General features: G+C 56.2%; 16 protein-coding genes. 9 read left to right on the plus strand and 7 right to left on the minus strand.

Going from position 1 to position 20905, the window contains the following annotated elements; genetic code table 11:
- Positions 1–7 precede the first annotated feature (7 nt).
- From KP814_RS02775 to KP814_RS02795, 5 genes are all read right to left on the minus strand, one after another.
- Complete coding sequence (locus KP814_RS02775) at positions 8–571, minus strand: NADP oxidoreductase (protein WP_216735318.1); 564 nt, start codon at positions 569–571, stop codon at positions 8–10.
- Positions 568–1326: a 2Fe-2S iron-sulfur cluster-binding protein gene (locus tag KP814_RS02780; protein ID WP_216735319.1), complete on the minus strand. Its 759-nt coding sequence runs from the start codon at positions 1324–1326 to the stop codon at positions 568–570. The genes KP814_RS02775 and KP814_RS02780 overlap by 4 nt, the downstream gene beginning before the upstream one ends.
- A complete protein-coding gene (locus tag KP814_RS02785) occupies positions 1323–3158 on the minus strand; it encodes an NAD(P)H-dependent oxidoreductase subunit E (protein ID WP_216735320.1) in 1836 nt (611 codons plus the stop codon). Before KP814_RS02785 ends, KP814_RS02780 begins: the two co-directional genes overlap by 4 nt.
- 147 nt (positions 3159–3305) lie before the next feature.
- Positions 3306–3983, minus strand: coding sequence for an NAD-dependent deacylase (locus KP814_RS02790; protein ID WP_216735321.1), 678 nt, complete (start codon positions 3981–3983; stop codon positions 3306–3308).
- A 138-nt stretch (positions 3984–4121) separates the two neighbouring features.
- On the minus strand, positions 4122–4664 hold the full coding sequence (locus KP814_RS02795; RefSeq protein ID WP_216735322.1) for a glutathione peroxidase: 543 nt from the start codon (positions 4662–4664) through the stop codon (positions 4122–4124).
- A gap of 208 nt (positions 4665–4872) precedes the next feature.
- Between KP814_RS02795 and KP814_RS02800 the strand changes: the two genes are divergently transcribed.
- The 4 genes from KP814_RS02800 to KP814_RS02815 all read left to right on the plus strand — a co-directional run bounded on the left by KP814_RS02800 (position 4873) and on the right by KP814_RS02815 (position 9744).
- Positions 4873–5643, plus strand: coding sequence for a glutathione S-transferase N-terminal domain-containing protein (locus KP814_RS02800; RefSeq protein ID WP_216735323.1), 771 nt, complete (start codon positions 4873–4875; stop codon positions 5641–5643).
- A 318-nt stretch (positions 5644–5961) separates the two neighbouring features.
- Positions 5962–6975 carry a hypothetical protein gene (locus tag KP814_RS02805; protein ID WP_216735324.1) on the plus strand — a complete coding sequence of 338 codons (1014 nt, stop codon included), beginning with the start codon at positions 5962–5964 and terminating at the stop codon, positions 6973–6975.
- Between the two features lie 103 nt (positions 6976–7078).
- Positions 7079–7963, plus strand: coding sequence for a DUF3365 domain-containing protein (locus tag KP814_RS02810; protein ID WP_216735325.1), 885 nt, complete (start codon positions 7079–7081; stop codon positions 7961–7963).
- 347 nt (positions 7964–8310) lie between these two features.
- Positions 8311–9744: a serine/threonine-protein kinase gene (locus KP814_RS02815; RefSeq protein ID WP_216735326.1), complete on the plus strand. Its 1434-nt coding sequence runs from the start codon at positions 8311–8313 to the stop codon at positions 9742–9744.
- 53 nt (positions 9745–9797) lie between these two features.
- Here KP814_RS02815 and KP814_RS02820 read toward each other — a convergent pair whose 3' ends face one another.
- The gene (locus KP814_RS02820; RefSeq protein WP_371824024.1) at positions 9798–11162 is read right to left on the minus strand and encodes a substrate-binding domain-containing protein; all 1365 of its coding nucleotides are present in this window, start codon (positions 11160–11162) and stop codon (positions 9798–9800) included.
- 286 nt (positions 11163–11448) lie between these two features.
- Here KP814_RS02820 and KP814_RS02825 point away from each other — a divergent pair, with 286 nt between their 5' ends.
- From KP814_RS02825 to KP814_RS02835, 3 genes are all read left to right on the plus strand, one after another.
- Positions 11449–12204, plus strand: a complete 756-nt coding sequence (locus tag KP814_RS02825; protein ID WP_216735328.1) for a DUF1566 domain-containing protein — start codon at positions 11449–11451, stop codon at positions 12202–12204.
- A gap of 93 nt (positions 12205–12297) precedes the next feature.
- Positions 12298–13302 (plus strand): serine/threonine protein kinase, encoded by a 1005-nt coding sequence (locus KP814_RS02830; protein ID WP_216735329.1) that lies wholly within the window; start codon positions 12298–12300, stop codon positions 13300–13302.
- Between the two features lie 272 nt (positions 13303–13574).
- Positions 13575–16805 (plus strand): DUF2339 domain-containing protein, encoded by a 3231-nt coding sequence (locus tag KP814_RS02835; protein ID WP_216735330.1) that lies wholly within the window; start codon positions 13575–13577, stop codon positions 16803–16805.
- A gap of 3 nt (positions 16806–16808) precedes the next feature.
- Here KP814_RS02835 and KP814_RS02840 read toward each other — a convergent pair whose 3' ends face one another.
- Complete coding sequence (locus KP814_RS02840) at positions 16809–17669, minus strand: dienelactone hydrolase family protein (RefSeq protein WP_216735331.1); 861 nt, start codon at positions 17667–17669, stop codon at positions 16809–16811.
- Positions 17670–17850: 181 nt separating this feature from the next.
- Here KP814_RS02840 and KP814_RS02845 point away from each other — a divergent pair, with 181 nt between their 5' ends.
- Together KP814_RS02845 and KP814_RS02850 are read left to right on the plus strand one after the other, a co-directional pair.
- Complete coding sequence (locus tag KP814_RS02845; RefSeq protein WP_216735332.1) at positions 17851–19767, plus strand: PhoX family phosphatase; 1917 nt, start codon at positions 17851–17853, stop codon at positions 19765–19767.
- Positions 19768–19942: 175 nt separating this feature from the next.
- Positions 19943–20902 (plus strand): fatty acid desaturase family protein, encoded by a 960-nt coding sequence (locus KP814_RS02850; protein ID WP_216735333.1) that lies wholly within the window; start codon positions 19943–19945, stop codon positions 20900–20902.
- Positions 20903–20905: the final 3 nt, after the last annotated feature.

Below are 20905 nucleotides of genomic sequence, written 5' to 3' on the forward strand. Positions count from 1 at the left end.
GCCAGTCCTAATCGTATTTGATCATGTGGTATTCCTGCGGCGCCGGCTCGCCTTTGATTAGCGCCGCCAATGTGGCCCAAAGCACTTCTCCAGTCGGCGGGCAGCCGGGAATCTGGTAGTCGATTTTGACGACTTCCGCGCAGGTGTATACCTTGTCCAGCAACAACGGCAGCGCTGCGTCATTGGGAATCTGATTGTTGGGGTTATATACCTTGGCGCTGCTGGAATAGGCTTCTTCCAGGCATTCCCGCAATGGGTCTTCCGAATGCATGATGGCGTTGCGCATCACCGGCAGGCCGCCCATGATGGCGCATTGCCCCACCGCCACCAGCACGTCGCAGTGCTTGCGGAACTCCTGCAGGGTGTGGACGTTTTCTTCATTGCAGCAACCGCCCTCGATTACGCCGATATCGCAGCGGCGGGAAAAGGTTTTGAAGTCGGTCAGCGGGGAACGGTCAAATTCCGCCAGCTCCATCAATTCCAGGATGTGCTCGTCCATGTCCAATAAGGACATATGGCACCCGAAACAGCCCGCCAGAGAAACCGTGGCGATGCGCTTTTTACGTTTCATGACTGTTCCTCGGACGGATCTATCTGATGCACGGCGATACGGTTTTTATGGCGGGCTTCAATTTCCCAGCCGATGGGTTTGTTGTCGAACTGGCGTTGGCCTATCGGGGCGAAAAAACCCTCTCTTTTACGGATGATGCAGCCGACCGGACAGACCTCCAGAGACATGGCGTAGTCGTCAATGGAGGCGTCGCTGGCGGCCAGGTTCTCCGCATTGACGCCAATTCGCTTATGAATGCCGCGCCCCACATATTCAAAGATATTCTTGCCGTCCACATCCCGGGAGGCGCGAATACAGCGCCCGCATAAGATGCAGCGGTTGGTGTCCAGGGCGATATCCGGGTGGGAGGCGTCCACCGGGCGCACCGGTTGCAGATAGGGATACAGGCTGTCCTGGGAAATGCCCAGGCGATAAGCCATGGCCTGTAGCTCGCAGCGACCGCTGGCCTCGCAGATCGGACACAGATGATTGCCTTCGTGAAACAGCATGCGCACCAGATCGCGGCGGTAACCCTGGACTTGCGGCGTATCGTTTTCCACCACAACGCCAGGTTCCGCAGGCTGTGTGCAGGCGGCGGCAGTGCGGCCGTTGACCTTCACGGTACAGACGCGACAACTGCCTTGCGGAACCAGTCCCTCCACGTCGCACAGACGGGGAATGTAAACGCCGGCGTCGTCGCAGGCGTCCATGATGGTCTGGCCGGGCTTGGCGACGACGGTTTCTCCATCTACGGTGAATTCGAACTCTGTGCTCATTCCCTGTCTCCATAAGCCGGGTCATAGATGAGCGAGCGCCGCTTGGCGATGATTCTGGCCTCGTCCAGCGCCTTTTGAATATTGAAACCCGCCTGCATGCCTCCGGGTCGCTCTTTCACCATGGCGGAATAGACCAGGGGGAAATATTCCATGGTGGAGAGAATGGGGTTAGGGGAGGTGTGCCCGAGTCCACATCTGCTGGTGGCGATGATGGTGTCGCTCAGGTTGCGCAGATAATCGAGATCCTCCGGTTCGCCCTCTCCGTGCATGATTTTTTCCAGACCCTTTTTCAGGAAAACGTTGCCCACGCGACAAGGCGTACAGTAGCCGCAGCTTTCCTCGATGAAAAAGTCCATGTAGTAGGCGGCGGCTTCAAGAATGTTGCGGGAGCTGTTGAAGCAGACAATGGCGCCGGCGGAGGCGAGATCTTCAAAACACAGGCGGCGGTGAAATTCGGTGCGCCCCACTATCTGGCCGCTGGCGCCGCCCACAACGATAGCGGCGGCGTCCTGGGCGCCGGCCTGCTCCAGAATCTCTGCGAGAGTGACGCCAAAGGCGACTTCATAGATGCCGGGACGCGCACAGTCTCCGCTGACGCTGAGCAATTTGGTTCCGGAACTGCCTGTGGTTCCCATGCCGCGAAACCAGGTTGCGCCTTGCGCCATGATGCGTGGAACGCAGCTCAGGGTTTCCACATTATTGACCACGGTGGGATAGCCCAGATACCCAGATTGCACGGGAAACGGCGGGCGATTTTTGGGTTCGCCGCGCTTGCCTTCGCAGGAGCTGATCAGCGAGCTTTCTTCCCCGCAAATATACGCGCCGGCGCCCATCTGAATCCGAATATCGAAAGCAAAATCCTTTCGTCCGAGAATGCCCGAGCCCAGTAAATTCTGTTCCCGGCGACGTTGCAGTGTTTCTTCCAGATAGGCGCGCAGATAGCGGTATTCGCCGCGCAGATAGAGAATGCCGTGGCGGGCGCCTACCGCGTAGGCGGCGATTGTCATGCCGGAGAACAGCAAATCAGGTTTTTCGGTCAGCAACACGCGATCCTTGAACGTGCCGGGTTCGCCTTCATCCGCGTTACAGATGACATAACGCTCTTCGGCGGGAGTGTTCGCCGCCAGCCGCCATTTTCTGCCAGTAGGAAACCCGGCGCCGCCGCGTCCGCGCAGCAGCGACTCTTCGATGTGGGAGATCACCTCTTGCGGCGATAACTGCAAAGCGGCGCGCAGACCCTGTTCTGGATCGACGTCGGTCAAGAGGACCGGCCCGGGCTGGCGAATATTATTGCGCACCATGGCCTGGACCAAAGGGTCGCTGTTAGCGCCATCGCCGGTCTTACCGATCAGCGTTTGCGGGTCTTTGGTCTTGCGCAGAGTTCGCAGGATGCTTTTGACTTTGGCTGGCGTCAGACGGGTGACGACCACATCATTGATCAATGCTGCAGGGGCCTGATCGCACATGCCGATGCAGGGCGTGAACTCCAGGGAAAATGCGCCATCGGTGCTGGTTTCGCCCGGCTGGATTCCGAGAGCGCCGGAAAACGCCTCGGCCACCGCCTGCGCGCCGGCATGACGGTCAATGATGTCATCGCACAAGCGAATCGTGATATCGCCTTTGCGTTTGTCGGAAAAAAAGGCATAGAAACTGACGACGCCTTCCACTTCAACCCGATAGGTTCCGGTAAGCGAGGCGATCAGCGACATCGCCTCGCCATCGATGCAGCGCAGCTTATCCTGCACCTGCCACAGGATGTCCATCATCCGGCGCGGATCGTTGTCATAGTCGGCGCAGGCTTGCTTGATGAGAGTTGCGTTATCGTTATCCATGCTTCGTCCCGTCGGCGCGTGCGAGATTTCCCGATTGGGTTGATGACGCTGGGCGGCGAATGCAGGTCACATCACCGCCCAGCGTATTCCATAGTATCGTCAGTCAGGGAAGGTATTTTGACGTGCGTCTGTTTTTCCCTGAAAAATCTATAGCTTAAGAGATGTGATCCATTCAGGCACACCGGCGCAGGCGGTTTTACGGATAATCGTGGCGCCTTTGACTTTCACATCTTCGCCGGGATCGATCACCGTTATTGGACAACTGGGCGGCGCGGCGTATGCCAATCCTGCGGCGGGATAGACCTGCAGAGAGGTGCCCACCACCAATAGAACGTCCGCCGTGGCGACGATATCCGCAGCGGCCTCCAGCATCGGGACCATTTCTCCGAACCAGACCACATGCGGTCGCATTTGTTTGCCTTGAGGACATAGATCGCCCAGCGCAATATCCCGGTCATCCAGATCAACCAGATAACGTTCATCAACACTGCTGCGCGCTTTCATGATTTCACCGTGCAGGTGGACGACGTTGCTGGACCCTGCGCGCTCGTGCAAGTCGTCGATGTTTTGCGTAATGATGGTGACGCGATGTTGCGGTTCCAGCGCGGCGAGGGCCATGTGCGCGGCATTGGGCTGGGCTTCCCGGGCCTGTTGGCGACGGGTGTTGTAAAACTCCAGCACCAATTGCGGGTCGCGTTCCCAACCGCCGGGGGACGCCAGATCATGTACGCTGTATTGTTTCCATAGTCCGCCCACGTCCCGGAACGTAGGCAGGCCGCTTTCGGCGCTTATGCCAGCGCCGCTGAGCACGACGATATGAGCCACGAACTTTCCTCAGAGTATGATTAGCTGTGCATTCGCCGGCATGTACGCCGGCCCGAACAGGACCGCTGACGTTAAGCGGCCCAACAAGGCTAAACATAGCCCGGCGCGGCGCCGGGGTAAAGCTCGGACGAATCGGGCTTAGAGAACGCTCTCCACGGCGGCGATGAAGTCCGGGTCTTCCGGCGTAGTGCGACTGGGAAATGCGGCGACAACGCGGCCTTCTTTGTCTACCACATATTTATGAAAGTTCCATTGCGGAGGCTTCCCGGTCTGCTCCGCCAGATTACGGAACAAGGGATGCGCGTTGGGTCCTTTGACGGGGTGGGCCTCTGTCATGGTGAAGGTAACGCCGTAATTAACGAAACACACTGCCGCAGTTTTTCCTGCATCGCTGTCTTCCTGATTAAAATCGTCCGAGGGCATGCCGATGACTTCCAGGCCTTGTTCCCGATAGCGCTTATACATCGCCTCCAGCCCTTTGAACTGAGGGGTAAAACCGCAGTAGCTCGCCGTATTAACGATCACCAGCGGCTTGCCGGCGAAGCGTTCGCATAAATTGATGGATTGACTGGAGTGCAGCTTTTTGACGTCGCCGTCCAGCAAGGCGGGACAGGCCGCCAGCGCTGACGCGCTTTGACACAGTAAAAGGCTTAGTAAGGCTGTTTTGATGAATCTGGGCATGACCGTTTTCCTTGTTAGTCAGTACTGACTGATTGTGCGGCAGGGCGCTGGCGAAAGTCTATGATGACCGAGTGCGCGCAGGTAGCCGTCCTCAATAAATACGGAGCCGGTCTTACTATAGATTGCGAGTTGTTTGCTCGCGCCACTTGAACCGGTGAAAAAAGCCGGCCTAGAATAATTGACCTTTGGTCATTATGAGGCGTTAGCCATGTTCAACTCCCACAATTTTGATGTGCTTGGCTCCACGTTGGCGTCCACCCTGCGACGTTGGCGGGGCACGATGGGTAGCCGCAAAACGGCGCAACCCGAAAAAGCGCCAGAACTTTTTGATCGCGAAGGCTGTCCGCATTGCCGTCTGGTGCGGGAAGCGCTGACGGAGTTGAACCTCGACGCCATGATTTATCCGGTTCCGCAAGGCGGCGTGAGGCATGGTCAGCGTTTGCAGGAACTTTCCGGTGGCGACGCGGTCCCATTTCTGTACGATCCAAATACGAATGAAAAAATCGCGGGCGCGCAGGCTATCATCACTTACCTGTTTCGCCAGTATCGCGCCAAACAGCCGCCTGCGGCGTTGAGGGAATCCTTCATCAATCTGATGGGCTCCAGGCTGGCGACATTGGTGCGTGGAGGGAAAGGCCTGAAGGCGGCGCCCTCCAATGCGCCGAAGAAACCGTTGGCGCTGTACAGTTTTGAATCCAGTCCCTTCTCGCGGCTGGTGCGTGAACGCTTATGCGAATTGGAAATACCCTATCTTCTCGTCAACCTGAGTAAACAACAGTTGGCGGACTTGGGGCCGGCGGCGCAACGGCTGCATTTGGGCGAATACAAACCTTTGCCGGGAAGTAAAAGAGAGGCTTTTCTCAAGGAGCATGGACGCGTACAGGCGCCGTTTCTGGTCGACCCGAATCGCGGTGAAGGCGCAGGACTGTTTGAATCCGCGGAAATTCTCAAGTATCTGAACGCCGCCTACGCTGCCTGAGTATGCGGATTGTGCTGATAATTACTTGAAAGCATTCATATTCCCGCCGCGCTATACTGTCGCTCCTTAACCTATCGCGCGTCCCTGTAACCTGGTGAACGCGCGCCGCGTGTTCTATCAGGGAGAGTCCTTTCTTTGGGAGTGGGTGAAATGAGGAGGGCGTTTCGCAACAAACTCTCATGACTATACAAAATAGGCATTGAAGCCAACGCGGGCAATTGCCATGATTAGCAGCTCGGCCTGCGCCGCTTATCGCGGTCGGATGCGCCAATTATGGAATCTCGAACAACTATCTGGATGAATGTGCTAGGGCTAGAAATGAAAAATAAGTTGTCTGCGAAGGACTTGTGCTTCTCTATACCGCGTAATCTGCTGCTGGTGGGGGCGGTTGCTCTCAGCGGTTGTAACATGTCTTCAATCAAACCCTCGACGGACTCCGGCGCCAAGACGGAAGACAAGCAGTACGCCACTCCCTCTACTACTGAAACGACAAATGCGACGACTTCGCAAGAAGCGGCGACGTCAACCACGCCAGGCATGACGGACGCAACCTCGGAAGCGGGATCTGCGACGATGGAAAGCGCCGATGGCGCTGATCAGACAAACGCTGGCAAGACGACGCAGAAGACCACATCGACTGCAAAACAGAAAGCCAATACGCCCGCCGCTAAAAAGACCGTAAAGGAAAAAACGGCGACCAAGAAAACCGCCAGCTCCTCAAACGGCGCTTCTGCGAAAAAGAAAGAAGCGGAGAAGTCGCAAACCAAGCCGGCGGCGACTAAAGAAAGCGTAAAGAAAGACACTGCGAAAAAAGAGACAGCGGATACCAGCGCAGAGACAAAACCTGTCGTTGAGACCGCTATGCTGTCGCAACCAAAAGAAACATCAGGACTACAGATTACCGGTAGCATGCTGCCCTATGATTTCGGCGGCTGGATGCTGGAGAAGGATTGGGATAGCGCGCACATCGGCGTATGTCGACTGCGTTCGGAGCGTCATCCGATATTCGACGGCTATGAAAATTCCAATGTATGGATTGAGGTGTTGGCCAAGGAGATCAACGTATACACCAGATCGAACCTTGACCTGACCTATCCCGGCGTCGGCCTGCAATTAGCGGAACAAACCGTTCTGGACTTTAATGAAGTGTTTCAGGAGACAAACGCGCGGATAAAAGGAGACCATAGCCGCGCGCTGCAAAACGCCAACAAACTGACGGTTAAATTAGGTTTCTGGCCCAGCTGGCCGCAAACTCAGACCCAGCAGGCGGTGATACCGGCGACGGTGTTGAAGCAGGCGATACCGGTTTTTCTCAACTGCAAAAACCTGTAATCACGCATTAGACACGGAACGAATGGCGGCGGCGTCAAAGGTAATTGTTACGACCGCCCAGCCGAACGAAAAAAGTAAATCATAGCTGAAGGATGTTTCGGGGATGACCTTAAGACTTAAATTTAACCTTGTATTGGGTTTGGCTTCTTGCGCCGGCATCGCTCTGGCGGCCTTTCTGGTTTATGAACTGTTGCAGAAAAACGCGCGGGAAGAGGTGCTCGACAGCGCCCGGATCATGATGCAGAGCGCGTTCGCCGTACGCGGTTACACCGTTGATGAAGTGCGTCCATTGCTGGCGTTGCAGCAGAAGCGCCAGTTTTTACCGCAGACCGTGCCGGCTTATGCGGCGCACCGCTATATTGGCAAGCTGCAGAAGGAATATCCTGAATACAGCTACCGGGAAGCCACGCTGAATCCAACCAATCCAGCGGACCGCGCTTCAGATTGGGAAGCGGACATTATCAACCATTTCCGCAACAACGATGGCGCGCCGGAACTGGTCGGCACCCGGGAAACGCCGACAGGTCCCTCTCTCTATATGAGCCGCCCAATCAAGATCACTGACCCGAAATGTCTGGCCTGTCACAGCACCCCCAGCGCGGCGCCGCAGACCATGATCGACATGTACGGCAGCTCTAACGGTTTCGGTTGGAAGCAGGATGAAGTGGTCGGCGCCCAGATCGTATCGGTGCCTATGTCGCTGCCGCTGCAACGGGCGGATGAAACCTTCAAACTGTTTATCGGCTTGCTGGTAGGCGTTTTCCTGGTGATTGCGGTGCTGCTCAACGTCATGCTGGACTTTGTGGTTATCCGTCCGGTCAAGAAATTGTCCGATAAAGCTAATGAAGTCAGCCTGGGCGCGTTGGAAGCGGAGGAAATGCCGGTGAAAGGCAACGATGAGATTTCCTCTCTGACTCAGTCCTTTAACCGTATGCACCGCAGTTTGGCTAACGCTGTCAGATTGTTGGACGAAACTGGCGAGCCTTGAGCATAAATTAGCCAGTTTGCGCGAGACGTCGATGCGCCCGCCGACCATGTCGGGCGCGTCTGCATTACAACCTTTTAAGTGGCCGCTATGGCGATGACGTGAAGGTTCGCGCTATATTGGCCGCATTGTAAGTCAAGTCCGGGACCTCTTCTCAAACTTACAAAAATCAACGAATTGGTTTGTATGGTTCAAGTAAGCGTAGAGTAAGCTTACCTATACTGAAGGACTTTTGGGGATACGCCGCACTGCTCTGTGCGCAGGCGGGTTAAATCGGATGTTACACGGAAGACGGCTGTCGGCGCCCGCTTAGCGGCGTGGCGGTTTGCTTTGCTCAGTACGTAAGAACTATGTCGACGAAACCACCATTTGACGTAATCGGAAAATATAGCGTTGAGTCCACCATCGGCCAGGGCGCAATGGGCGTGGTGTACAAAGGCCATGACCCGGACATCGATCGCCCGGTCGCTATCAAGATGCTGCACGCCCACCTGATGGTGGACCAGACTGACGGAGGCCTGCTGGCCCGTTTCCGTCAGGAAGCCCAGGCGGCGGCCCGCTGTCTGCACACTAATATCGTTACCGTCTTTGATTTCGGCGTCTTCAAGAACTCGCCCTATATGGTGATGGAGTTCGTCGACGGCATCGATCTGCGTTCTTTCCTGCGGGAAAACATGCAGCTTTCCGTACGTCAGATTGGCGACTTGGTCATTCAGGTGCTGGAAGCTCTGGATTACGCTCACCTGAAAGGGGTGGTGCACCGCGACGTTAAACCCGCCAATATTCTTTTGCTGGAATCCGGTCATGTGAAAGTGACGGATTTCGGCGTCGCAAAACTGGATACCTCCGAGCTGACCAATGTCGGCGACGTGATCGGCACGCCCAGTTACATGTCCCCGGAAGCGCTGCGCGGCGACCGGGTTGATGGACGTAGCGACCTGTTTTCCGCCGGCATCGTATTGCTGGAGTTGATCGCCGGTAAACGTCCGCAAAAGGGCGGCTTGCCCTGGACGGAGAAAGAAATTCTGCAATTCATCGCCGACAGCCCCACGCTGCCGGTGCAATTGGATCGCGCCTTCTCTGGTCTATTGGCGAAGGCATTGACCGCAGAACCGAAAGACCGTTATGAAACCGGACAGGAATTCGCCATCGCCTTGAAGACGCTGCTGGCGCCTAATCAGGTGTATGTGCCGGATCTCAACGATCTCGCCGCGACGGTGATTCAAAGCAAGGTTACTTTCGCTGGTCGTCAGACGGATCAACCTTCCACCTACAGCTCCGCGTCAAGTTCCCAGATCGCGCTGTCGCCGGAAGTGTCCCTGATATTGAGCCAGACGCTGGCGCCGTTCCTGGGGCCGGTGGCGCACCATATGATTCGCAATGCCGCCGCCTCCTCGACGACCCTGCAGGAGATGATCGAGAAACTTTCCCGTCATATTCCCAATGAAGTCGAGCGGCGTAATTTCCTCAACACGTTGAATCGCACAGGGATTCGCTCCATGCCCAGCGAAACCACTGGCAGTGGCGCATCGCGCATCACCACCATTGGTACGCGTTCGTCCATCAGGCCAGGACAGTCTGGCCCGTTGACGTTAAGTGGAGAAACTTTGCAGAAGCTAACCCAGTTATTGGCGCATCATGTCGGCCCACTGGCTTCGCGGCTGGTGCGTAAATCGGTGAAAAGCTCATCGGATATGGAAACGCTGTTCAAGGACTTGGCCAACAGCATTCCAGATGAATCGGAACGCACCCAGTTTATCTCCAAGGCGCGTAAATCGATCTAAAAAGAATCTAAAAGGGCAGGATCGCCGCTAGGGAATCCAGCGGCGATTGGCTATTACTTCGCGTCTTTGCGCACCCAGACTTCCACTCGTCCGTTACGGCTTGCGCCATGCTCGCCGCCGCTGGCGCCGACAGACATGTACTGGCCATAGCCGGTTACCGCCTTGACCTCTGCGCCGCGCTCTTTCAATGCACGGTTGACTGCATTGGCGCGCAGCTCGGACACCATTTGCGAGCGTAGCTCATCTCCGCTTTTGTCTGCGAAACCAATCAGCATCAGATCCGTTGACGAGCGACCGCTTTCGCGTAAGTACTCCAACAAACGCTCCAGATCGCGTTGGGCTTTGTTATCAAGCTTGCTGCGTCCGGCGGCGAAGCGGAAGTTCACCGTCAGGCGATTGTAATTGCGGGTTAGCTGGCGGAAAGATTCCGGGACGCTGTTATCCAGTTTGGGATCGACTTCCACAATATTCTGAGAAACAAAGCCGCTGTCCGCGACAATGTCCTGGCCCATGGCGGAGTGTGTGAAGTGGATAAACCCGTCAATGGCGGCTTTATCCGGGCGCCCGCTGGTGTAGAAGAACAAGCGACGCGCCAGGGGATAGTCTTCCGTCGCCAGACTGAGTTGATCCGGCGCAATGGCGGGGCTGTTCGCCTCGGCGATGGCCAATGCTTTGCTGCTGCGCACAGAAGCGAAGCCGCTGAAACCAATAGCGCCGCGGTCTTTGCTTACATCGTCGGACAACTGATCGTTGGATTCATAACGTTTGGCGGTTTTCACCAGTTTATAGGCATCGCCGAGCACTAAACTGGAGAAGGTATCCCAGGTGCCTGAGCTTTCGTCTCGGGCGTAAACGGTCACCGCCATATCCGGGCCGCCGACCTGCTTCCAGTTGTTGATTTTGCCGGAAAACAGCTCCGCTACCTGAGTGGTGGTTAGGGACTTCACCGGATTGCGCGGATGCACCAGTATGGCCAGACCATCAACGGCGATGACGTGCTCTGAATCCAGCGCCTTCAGGTCAGCGCGTTTCTGATGCTCTTTCGCTTCGGAGTCTCTGACAGGGCGGGATGAGGCCCACACGTCTGCTTCTCCGGATTTTAATGCTTTATAACCGGTGCTGGAGCCATGAGCTGCGACTCTGACGGCGATGGATTTGCCTTGCACGGTTCCGCTTACGACGGCTTCATTTTCTTTGCCGGCGCTTTTCACAGTGACATTCTGCGCCCCGCGCTCCTCTAAGTAGCGTTTTATCAGAGCTGGGGCCAGAGCGGCGCCAATGGTGTTGGAGCCATGAACTTCGAATAAATATCCTTTTGTGGGAACGTCTTCCTGACTGAATGGGGTTAACGCATAGACACGCAGGCTGGCGAAGATTAGCGCCAGGCTTATGAAAGCGGTGAACCGACGTGCGCGCACAATTTTTATATCTCTCATTTGAAAAGAACAGTGTGTCAGGTTGGAAAGGAGCGTTGATGCTATTAAGTATTTATGACAGAAATATGACAGAACTGTAACAAAAGGTTCCGATTAGGAGGCCGCATTGTTTCAGCTTCGTCATGCATGTATGACGAAGTATAGTTCAAATAAATGAATAAAATATGTTGGGTAACAAGCGTACTTTCTCTGAGAGTCCATACTAATTTGGGTATAGGTTATGCTCAGGGACGAATCTCCTGCTTGCTGAATATGAGTTGAGCCTGATATGCGTCGATCTGTTGCTTGGGCCACGTTCCTGGAAGTGGTGTGCGCGATTCTGCTGTTGGCGGCGCTGATCGCCGCGTTGTTGTATATCTTCAACACCCCTGAAGCCTCTCTGCAGGATGCGGCGGTGGCGCTTGATCAGAAAAATCCGGAACTACCCAATACTGTAAATGGTTCGGGCGAACAGGAGCAGACTCCTGCTGGCGCGGATGAGGGTCCTCGATTCGTTAAAATAGACGCCGGCGGCGCAGAGCTGTCGCCAGAGGCGGGGGAGTGGTCCTGTGTATTTGATCGCAGTACCGGGCTTTTGTGGGAAGTTAAGCGGACTGACGGTGGTCTGCAGGACGCTGAGCACACCTACTCGTGGGCGCGGGAAGGCGACTTGCCGGACGCGGATGCGGAGCCAGACGCGCCGCCGCCGGGAGGCAGCGTCTATAATCGCGGCCTGTGCCTGTATTCTGAATGCGATACCGCCGCCTATGTGAGGGAGGTGCGGGAAATAAGTCTGTGCGGCGCTTCCAACTGGCGTCTGCCTGAGGCGGCGGAGCTGCGGACCTTGGAGCACCCCACCCGTTATTATCCGGATATCGATACGGACTTCTTTCCCAACACCATCTCCGGCAATTACTGGACCTCGACGGAAGTGGAAAAGGCGAGGACGCTGGCCTGGTCCGTGGACTTTAATAATGGCTTTCCCTACATCGCGGAAAAGCGCTTGGCGCATCACCTCCGGCTCACCTCCGGACCCGTTCGCTAGAGGCGCTAACGCGATTCCATGTGGGTAAGGTTCACTATCGCTGAACCGGTTCAGATCTGATATGTTGGGCGCACTTGGATACAGGATCTCAACATGACTGCGCCGAACACACATCCTTTCGATGCTTTAACCCCCGAATTTATCATGGACGCCGTCGAGAGCCAGGGCTATTTATGCGACGGACGTATCTTCGCCCTCAATAGCTACGAAAACCGCGTTTATCAGGTAGGCGTAGAAGGCGCCGATCCCCTGATCGCTAAGTTCTACCGGCCGAATCGCTGGAGCCGGGAACAAATCCTCGAAGAACATGAGTTCTGTTATGAACTGGTGGAGGCGGAGCTGCCCGTGGTGGCGCCGCTACGCCTGGACGATGGCGGAACGCTGCCGCAGGCGGGAGAGTTTCACTTCTCTCTGTTTCCCCGCAAAGGCGGCCATGCGCCGGAATTGGATAATTTCGACAGCCTGCTGACCTTGGGCCGCCTGTTGGCCCGTATTCACGCGGTGGGGGCGGTCAAGCCCTTCCAGCACCGTCCGCGCATCGATACGCAAAGTTTTGGCCGCGATGCGGTGGCGTTGGTGCAGGAACAATTCGTTCCCAGTGAATTACGCGCTTCCTATGATTCATTGACGCGTGATTTATTGCAGGCGCTGGAAGAAATCATTGGTGATGGCGGCGACTATGTTTATATCCGCACTCATGGCGACTGCCACGTAGGCAACATGCTGTGGCGCGATGACGCCGCTCATTTCGTGGATTTCGACGACACCCGCATGGCGCCGGCCATACAGGATCTATGGATGTTGCTGTCTGGCGATCGCGCCAACCGGACGGCGCAGCTGGTGGAAATCATTGAAGGGTATAACGAATTCTATGATTTCCGTCCTTCTGAACTGAGACTGGTTGAAGCGTTGCGGACGCTGCGCATGTTGAACTACTGCGCCTGGCTGGCCAGCCGTTGGAGCGATCCCGCGTTTCCGCGCAACTTTCCCTGGTTCAATTCCGCGCGTTATTGGGGAGATCATATACTGGAGCTGCGTGAGCAACTTGCGGCGTTAAACGAAGAGCCACTACGACTCCCTTCCTATCAGGTTCGCTAAAGCGCGATCCAGTCAGATTGTATCGCCATGTAGGTATTGAAACCCGATACCTCGCATGGCGGATTCCGACACTTTCCGGTTTCAGCTTCCGCTTTTTTCAACGCTCCTACATGTTGAGAGATGGCTGAAATCAGCTCTACCGTTAATAATTGATGTAAAAGAAAAAAACGTTGCTTTGCGCTATTTGCCGGCGTAGATGCGGCGCGCGGATGGTGAGTTCAAATAGGCGATTTCAGCTTTGCTCGTAAAACTATTCAAGGTGCGTGGTCAGCATGGACATTCTTATTCTTCTGATAGTCGGCGCGGTGGTCGGTGGAGCCGCTTTGCAATCCTTCGGCGGCGCGTTGATGGGCGCTGCGTTGGGCGCTTTGGCGGCCAGCTTTCATCGCCTGCAGATGAAAGTGCAAAAGCTGGAGAAAAAAGTCAGCGCATTTGAAAAGGCGCGTTCAGAGTCTATCGCCGCACCGCCGCCAACGGTGGATGTCCCTCTTGCCTCAAACATGGAAACAGCGGTCTTATCGCAGCCTGTGGCGACGGCCTCGACCACTGTGACGCAAAACGTGAAGACGTTGGATGAGGCCAAAGAAAAAGAGGAAGATGTTTCCCTTGATATCAGCGACCTGCAACTGGATTTAGAACCGTCTCCAACCCCGGCAGTCGCGATGGAGCAGGCGTCCGTTACCTCTTCACCAGTGACTGAGACAGAATCGGCGTCGGAAGAACCTGTCGTCGCGTCAGAGCCGCCCGTTGCAGTTGCTCAACCTGAACGTCTACGCCCCACACCTTCTGAGCCGGCGCCTCCCAATGTGGCGGATAAGCTGGTTGCCTGGGTGACTAACTATTTCACCGGCGGCAATATTGTCGTGCGGGTGGGCGTCATTATTCTGTTTTTCGGCGTGGCCTTTCTATTGAAGTATGCGTCGCAAAAAGTGGTTATTCCTCTGGAGCTGCGTTATCTGGGCGTGGCGGCGGGAGCCGCCGCCATGTTCGCCATCGGCTGGCGTTTGCGCCGCAAAAATCAGGGCTATGGCCTCATTATGCAAGGCGGCGCGATTGGCCTTTTGTACATCACTATCTTCGCCGCTTTCCGCCTGCATGGCTTACTGTCTTCGCTGACCAGCTTTTCTTTGATGGTGGCGGTAGTTTGTTGCGGCGTATTGATCGCCGTCTTGCAAAACGCGCCGGCGCTGGCGGCGGTCAGCGTCATTGGCGGTTTCGCGGCGCCTATTCTTGCTTCCACCGGGCAGGGCTCGCATGTGGAGCTGTTTACTTACTATTTGCTTCTCAATCTGGGCGTTACCGCCATCGCCTGGTTTAAGTCCTGGCGCACGTTGAACTGGCTGGGGTTTGTTTTCACCTTCGGCATTGGCATGGTGTGGGGGGCGCAGTATTACACCCCTATGTTCTTCCATTCCACCGAGCCTTTCCTGATCGCTTTTGCGGTGATGTATAGCTTGATCGCCCTGCTGTTCGCCTCGCGTCAGCCCCCCAATTTGAAGGGGCTGGTGGATGGAACCCTGGTGTTCGGTACGCCTACGGTATTTATCGCCCTGCAATCGTTGATGGTTAAAGACACGCAATACGCCATGGCCTGGAGCAGCGCAGGCGTGGGTATTTTTTATCTGGCCTTGAGTTTGCTGGTGCGCGTGCGTCCTCAGATGCGCTTGTTGTATGAATGCTACCTGGCGTTGACGATTGCGTTTCTCACTCTGGCGATTCCACTCGCCTTTGACGGGCGCGTTACGTCTGCGCTGTGGGCGGTAGAGGGTGTGGCCCTGTTTTGGGTGGGGGCGCGCCAGCAGCGGCTGTTGCCGCGCTTTTCCGGACTGGGATTGATGCTGTTTGGCGGCGCGATGTATCTCACTGAGCCGCCATCCCAGGAACCACAGTGGTTTGCGTTGAACGCTGACTTTATTGGTACTCTGCTGGTGACCATCGCAGGCGGTCTCGCCGCCCGCATCGCGACGCGTTATCAGGATCGTCTGTTGCGTCAGGAAGTGCAGTGGGCGCCGATTATTCTGTCTCTGTGGGCTTATGCATGGTGGATGGCGGGCGGTTTATTTGAGATTCATCGCCACATCGCTGATACGCACCTGCCGATAGCTGGCAGTCTGTTCACGGTGTTGACGGCGATGGCCTGTCAGTTTTTTGCGGGAAGATGGCGTTCGCCGCATTTGCCCTGGTTGGCGATGGCGAGTTTTGTCATTGGCGTGGTTTATCTCTTTACTCACTATCAAGTAGACGCACGCGCTATCGCGTGGCTGAACGCGGACTTCCTGGCGCCCATGGCGTTGGTGGCGTATGCGTTATGGGCGGGGATATTCGCCTGGCGCGGGGAGCAGAGCCGGTATTTTGCGCCGGCGGAAATGGTCAATGCGCTGGTGTTGGGCGTGGCGGTGGCGTTAGGGTCGCTGGCGGGCGGAACCGAGGCCATTGAGCAATATCCGTCAGCGCTGGAGCCTGCGGCGTTTCTGCTGTTCTATACGCTTTTCATCGGCGTTTTTGCGCTTTCTTTCATGCGTTTTAAATGGGCGATGGCGGCGTATCCGGCGTTACTGCTGGCGCCGGCGATACTGTATGTTTTGTTCGTCTACGTGGTGGAATACCAGGCGCTGTACGCCAATGTCGGTTGGCTGGCGTTCCCAGTGGCCTGGGCGGCGCATTTCGGATATCTGCGTTTGATGCAGGATCGTGTCCACGCGCCAATTGGCCTCTTTCACTGCGTGATGCTATTCGCTCTGGTGTTTGCGGTCACCTGGCAGATTCATTTTGAAATCACTGGCGCATTTGACCCTGAAACCATGGCCGGGCAGGCGGTGTGGGGATTGATTCCGGCCCTTGCGCTGTTGCTTTTGCGGCGCGCATTGACCGCTATCTGGCCCTTCGCGCGCTATCCGCGTGAGCTGTTGCAATGGCTGCCACGCGCCTTGCTGGCGAGTGTTGGTTTGTGGCTGCTGTGGAGCAATATGGTTGCGCCGGCGAACAAGGGCCTGGCGTTGTTGAATCCGCTTGATCTGGTCAACCTGCTGGCGTTGTGGGTGCTCTGGTCGGAAGTGCGCCGCTATGGCGCGCTGAATGCGTTGCAACAGAGAGTGGCTGCTTATGGCGTGGTGGCGGCGTTTTGCTTCCTGTGGCTCAATGCGGCCCTGTTCCGCGCTTTCCATTTCAGTCTGGCGATACCTTACCGCTTCGATGATATGGTGTCGTCCATTGTGGTGCAGAGCGGCATGAGTCTGCTGTGGAGCATTGCGGGCATGCTGTGCATGCTGGTCGGCGCGCGCAGGGCGCATCGCTCGGTGTGGATGGTCGGCGGCGGCTTGATGGTGGCGGTAGTCGCCAAACTGTTCCTGTTTGATCTTTCCGGCACGGGCACCGTGGCCCGTATCGTCGCCTTTATCAGCGTTGGCGTAGTGTTGTTGCTGGTGGGCTATTTCGCTCCGGTTCCGCCTCGGGAAGGCGCTGAGAAAGCGCCTGCGTCGGAAGCGGAAAGTGGCGTGGAGTAAGCGTCAGGCTAATGCCTGTTTAAGGAAAGCGATGGTGCGCTCCCAGGCTAACTGAGCGGCTTTTGCGTCATAGCGGGCGGCGTTGGCGTCATTATGAAAGGCATGATTGACGCCCTCGTACATGTGCAGCTCATAGCGCGCGCCAGCGGCGTCCAGGGCTTCACGATAGTCGGGAATGCCCTGGTTAATACGGTCATCCAGACCCGCATAATGCAGTTGCAGCGGGATTTTGATCCTGGCGGCGTCAGCGGCGCTCACCTGCCTGCCGTAAAAGGCGACGGCGGCGCCGAGATCCTGAGAGTGAGCCGCCAACTGGTTGGCCAAAGCGCCGCCCCAGCAGAAACCGATGCAGCCGACCTTACCGTTACAATCCTTGTGCTTTTTGACGTAAGCCACTGCCGCCTCGAAATCCATACGGGTTTTTTCTCCATCCAGCTGCGCGATCATACCTCGGGCCTTTTCCTGATCGTCCGGCGTGCCGCCCAACGGGGTTAAGGCGTCTGGGGCCAGGGCGACGAAACCCGCCAGAGCCGCGCGTCTGGCCACATCTTCGATATGCGGATGCAGGCCTTTATTCTCATGGATGATGACTACGCCGGGCAGCGGTCCGGATGAGGTGTTGGGCTTGGCGAGATAAGCGCGGATTGCGCTGGCGCCGCCTGGGTATTCGACATATTCGCTGCTGATGCGCGCGTCGTCTTTGGCGATAGTTTCCGCTCGCGCGTAGTTGTTTTCCAGCAGGGGCAGAAGCGCCATGGCCGCAGTGGTTCCGCCAGCCAGTCTGGTCAGACGGTCAATGAAGGTTCTGCGGCTCATGGTGGAGTGCGTGTATTCGTCGTAAAGCTGGATGAACTTTTGTTCCATGGAAAGCTCCTTTTCTTGTTGATCAGCTGTTGATCCGCGACTTGTCGCCGCGCAGGCGCATGCGTGTTTTTGGGTACTGCTTTCCTAACGAAAATCTTTAGCCGGAACAGGCGTGGTTCACGAAACTGTCATTTACTTGCAGTAAAAGTGCTGTCGGATCAACGCTGTTAAGGTATAAAAAATGACTGTACAACATCCTCAATATGGTTGGGAAATAAAAGACTCTGATGACATTCCCTCCAGTCCTGAGCAGGGTCGGAGCTTCTTTGACATCCTGCAGGCTCGGACTTCCCGTCGTAGCGTACTGCGCGGTTTCGCTGCAGGCGCGGCGGCTTCAGGCGTTTCTCTGACTGGTTGCAGCGCAATCATGGCCGGCTCGGACAAGGGTGAGCTGACTTTCACAGAGCTGCCTCACGGACAGGACGAAACATTCCATGTGGCGCCCGGTTATGAACACGACGTCCTGATCAGCTGGGGCGATAAAGTGTTAGCGGATGCGCCGGCGTTTGATCCCCGTAACCAGAGCGCGCAAGCGCAATCCAAGCAGTTTGGTTACAACAACGACTTCGTTGGTTTCCTGTCATTGCCGTTGGGTTCCGACAATTCGGATCACGGCCTGCTGGCTGTGAACCACGAATATACTATTTCTGAGCTAATGTTCCCCGGCTCGCCGAAGATCGACCAGATGAGCAAGGCGCAGGCGGATATCGACATGATGGCGCATGGCCTCAGCATCATTGAAATCAAGAAAACCGACGGCAAGTGGGCGGTGGTTCAAGGCTCAAAATACAACCGTCGCATTACTCCGGTAACGGAAATGCGTATGACAGGTCCCGCCGCCGGCAGCGACCGTTTGCGCACCGCGATTTCCCAGGATGGCGCGAGAACCCTGGGCACCTACGGCAACTGCGCTGGGGGCGTGACGCCATGGGGCACGGTATTGACCGCCGAAGAAAACGTGCAGAACTATTTCAAAGGCGATCCGACCAAAACCAAAGAAGCGGAAAACTACAAGCGATTCGGCCTGTCCGGCGAACATGAATACGCCTGGGCTAACTTTTATGATCGCTGGAATCTGGCCAAAAGCCCCAACGAGCCGCTGCATGTGGGCTGGGTGGTGGAGATCGATCCGTTCGATCCTGACTCCAAGCCGCAAAAGCGCACCGCTTTGGGCCGTTGCAAACATGAAGGCTGCAATGTCTTTGTGAACAAGGACAATCGAGTGGTGGCCTACACCGGCGACGATCAACGCTTCGAGTATGTCTACAAGTTTGTGAGTAAGAACAAATACGACCCCAGCAATCGCGCCGCCAATATGCGCCTGCTGGAGGAAGGAACCCTTTACGTGGCGGAGTTCACCGACGGCGGTCTGGTGACCTGGCGTCCGCTGGTGTTCGGCCAGGGCCCGCTGACGGCAGCCAACGGTTTCCGTAATCAGGGCGACGTGTTGATCGATATGCGTAAGGCGGCGGATTTACTCGGCGCGACGCGCATGGACCGCCCTGAAGATGTGGAAGTGAATCCGCAGACAGGCTCGGTGTTCGTCATGCTGACCAACAATAGCAAGCGTAAGGAAGGCGACACCAACGCCGCCAATCCGCGCGCCAAGAACCAGTCCGGCCATATCATCGAAATGACGCCGCCGGACGGCGACCATACTGCTGATCGCTTTATGTGGGATATGTTCATTGTCGCGGGCAATCCGCAGACGGAAGGCGCTAAATATCACCCGGATATTTCCGCCAACGGCTGGTTCGCCGACCCGGACAACTGCGCTTTCGACAATCACGGCAACCTTTGGATCGCCACTGACGGCGCCTACAAAGACGGCGTCGCTGACGGCGTATGGGCCTGTGCGGTGTCCGGCGAAGCGCGCGCGCTGACCAAACACTTCCTGCGTACGCCCTTACAGGCGGAGCTGTGCGGGCCGTTCTTCACTCCAGACAATCAGTCTTTCTTCTGTTCGGTGCAACACCCCGGGGAAGAAGGTACTTACGATCAGCCCACCACCCGTTGGCCTGACTTCCGCAACGATCTTCCGCCGCGTCCTTCCGTGGTGGCGATCAATAAGTCCGGCGGCGGCCGCATCGGTAGCTGACGCATCGATCACATCATCTGAAAGTAATGAGAAAACCGGCGCTGGAAACAGCGCCGGTTTTTTTATGGATGAGTATTTATTGAGCGTTTTCGCCAATGGTTTGGAAGATTACGCCATTCTCCGGCGTCGGTAATCTTAATAGTATGAATCTGCGTTCACACTTTAGACGACAGCTATGAAACTCGACAGCTATCTCACCAAACAAGAACAACAAGAATTAAGACAGGGCTCCAATTTTCGGGGCATGATGGGCTTCGTGACTACTTGGGGGCTGATCGTCGGTGTGAGCGCGCTTTTTGCCCTCTATCCTAATGTTTTCACTCTGATTCTGGCGCTTGTCGTGCTCGCCAACCGGCAATTGGCGCTGGGCATTCTGCTGCATGATTGTTCGCACCGATCCTGGTTTCGCAGTCAGTGGCTGAATGATCAGTTGGGCCATTGGCTGGCTGGCGCGCCGGTGCTGGTGCCATTGCCTTTCTATCGTAAATATCACTTTATCCATCACGTTAAGACCGGAACGGATGATGATCCGGACGTAGGCAATATCCGCAGCTATCCGGTCACAAAAACCAGTATGCGACGTAAGATTTTTCGTGACTTCACTGGGCAGTCCGGGCTGAAGAATGCATTGGCGCTGTTGTTGTATGTGAATACCGGCAGACCCGGCAATGCGGTATCCATGGGCGTGCAGACACGTCAGGCGGATAAGGCGGAGGTGCGTCGCACCACGCTGCGTAATTTCAGTCATCTGCTATTGGTTCACGGCGGCTTCTTGGGCTTGTGTGTGGCGTTGGGCCATTGGGAAGTCTATCTGCTGTGGTGGGTCGCCTATATATTCACGTACCCCTTTATCATTCGCGTGCGTCAGGTCGCCGAGCATGGGGCCATGCCGGCGTTGTCCTCCGATGATGTGCGCGACACCACGCGCACCACGCTGGCGCGTTGGTGGGAGCGTCTCTTGTTTGCGCCGCATTATGTGAATTATCACTGCGAGCATCACGCGTTGCCCACTGTCCCTGGTTATAACCTGCCTCGCATGCATCAGATGCTGCGTGAGCGCGGCTTCTATCAGGATAAGCCCGAAGCATTGGTCGTCGGTTATCCTGAGATCATCCGTAAAGCGGCTTCCGCCTAACTC

It is taken from the genome of Hahella sp. HN01 (genome assembly GCF_018986435.1).
Lineage (GTDB): Bacteria > Pseudomonadota > Gammaproteobacteria > Pseudomonadales > Oleiphilaceae > Hahella.

What these genes read in the sequence shown, in the direction of transcription:
- KP814_RS02775 (WP_216735318.1), bottom strand. Translation starts at nt 571, where the DNA reads ATGAAACGTAAAAAGCGCATCGCCACGGTTTCTCTGGCGGGCTGTTTC.
- KP814_RS02780 (WP_216735319.1), bottom strand. Translation starts at nt 1,326, where the DNA reads ATGAGCACAGAGTTCGAATTCACCGTAGATGGAGAAACCGTCGTCGCC.
- KP814_RS02785 (WP_216735320.1), bottom strand. Translation starts at nt 3,158, where the DNA reads ATGGATAACGATAACGCAACTCTCATCAAGCAAGCCTGCGCCGACTAT.
- KP814_RS02795 (WP_216735322.1), bottom strand. Translation starts at nt 4,664, where the DNA reads ATGCCCAGATTCATCAAAACAGCCTTACTAAGCCTTTTACTGTGTCAA.
- KP814_RS02800 (WP_216735323.1), top strand. Translation starts at nt 4,873, where the DNA reads ATGTTCAACTCCCACAATTTTGATGTGCTTGGCTCCACGTTGGCGTCC.
- KP814_RS02805 (WP_216735324.1), top strand. Translation starts at nt 5,962, where the DNA reads ATGAAAAATAAGTTGTCTGCGAAGGACTTGTGCTTCTCTATACCGCGT.
- KP814_RS02810 (WP_216735325.1), top strand. Translation starts at nt 7,079, where the DNA reads ATGACCTTAAGACTTAAATTTAACCTTGTATTGGGTTTGGCTTCTTGC.
- KP814_RS02815 (WP_216735326.1), top strand. Translation starts at nt 8,311, where the DNA reads ATGTCGACGAAACCACCATTTGACGTAATCGGAAAATATAGCGTTGAG.
- KP814_RS02825 (WP_216735328.1), top strand. Translation starts at nt 11,449, where the DNA reads ATGCGTCGATCTGTTGCTTGGGCCACGTTCCTGGAAGTGGTGTGCGCG.
- KP814_RS02830 (WP_216735329.1), top strand. Translation starts at nt 12,298, where the DNA reads ATGACTGCGCCGAACACACATCCTTTCGATGCTTTAACCCCCGAATTT.
- KP814_RS02835 (WP_216735330.1), top strand. Translation starts at nt 13,575, where the DNA reads ATGGACATTCTTATTCTTCTGATAGTCGGCGCGGTGGTCGGTGGAGCC.
- KP814_RS02840 (WP_216735331.1), bottom strand. Translation starts at nt 17,669, where the DNA reads ATGGAACAAAAGTTCATCCAGCTTTACGACGAATACACGCACTCCACC.
- KP814_RS02845 (WP_216735332.1), top strand. Translation starts at nt 17,851, where the DNA reads ATGACTGTACAACATCCTCAATATGGTTGGGAAATAAAAGACTCTGAT.
- KP814_RS02850 (WP_216735333.1), top strand. Translation starts at nt 19,943, where the DNA reads ATGAAACTCGACAGCTATCTCACCAAACAAGAACAACAAGAATTAAGA.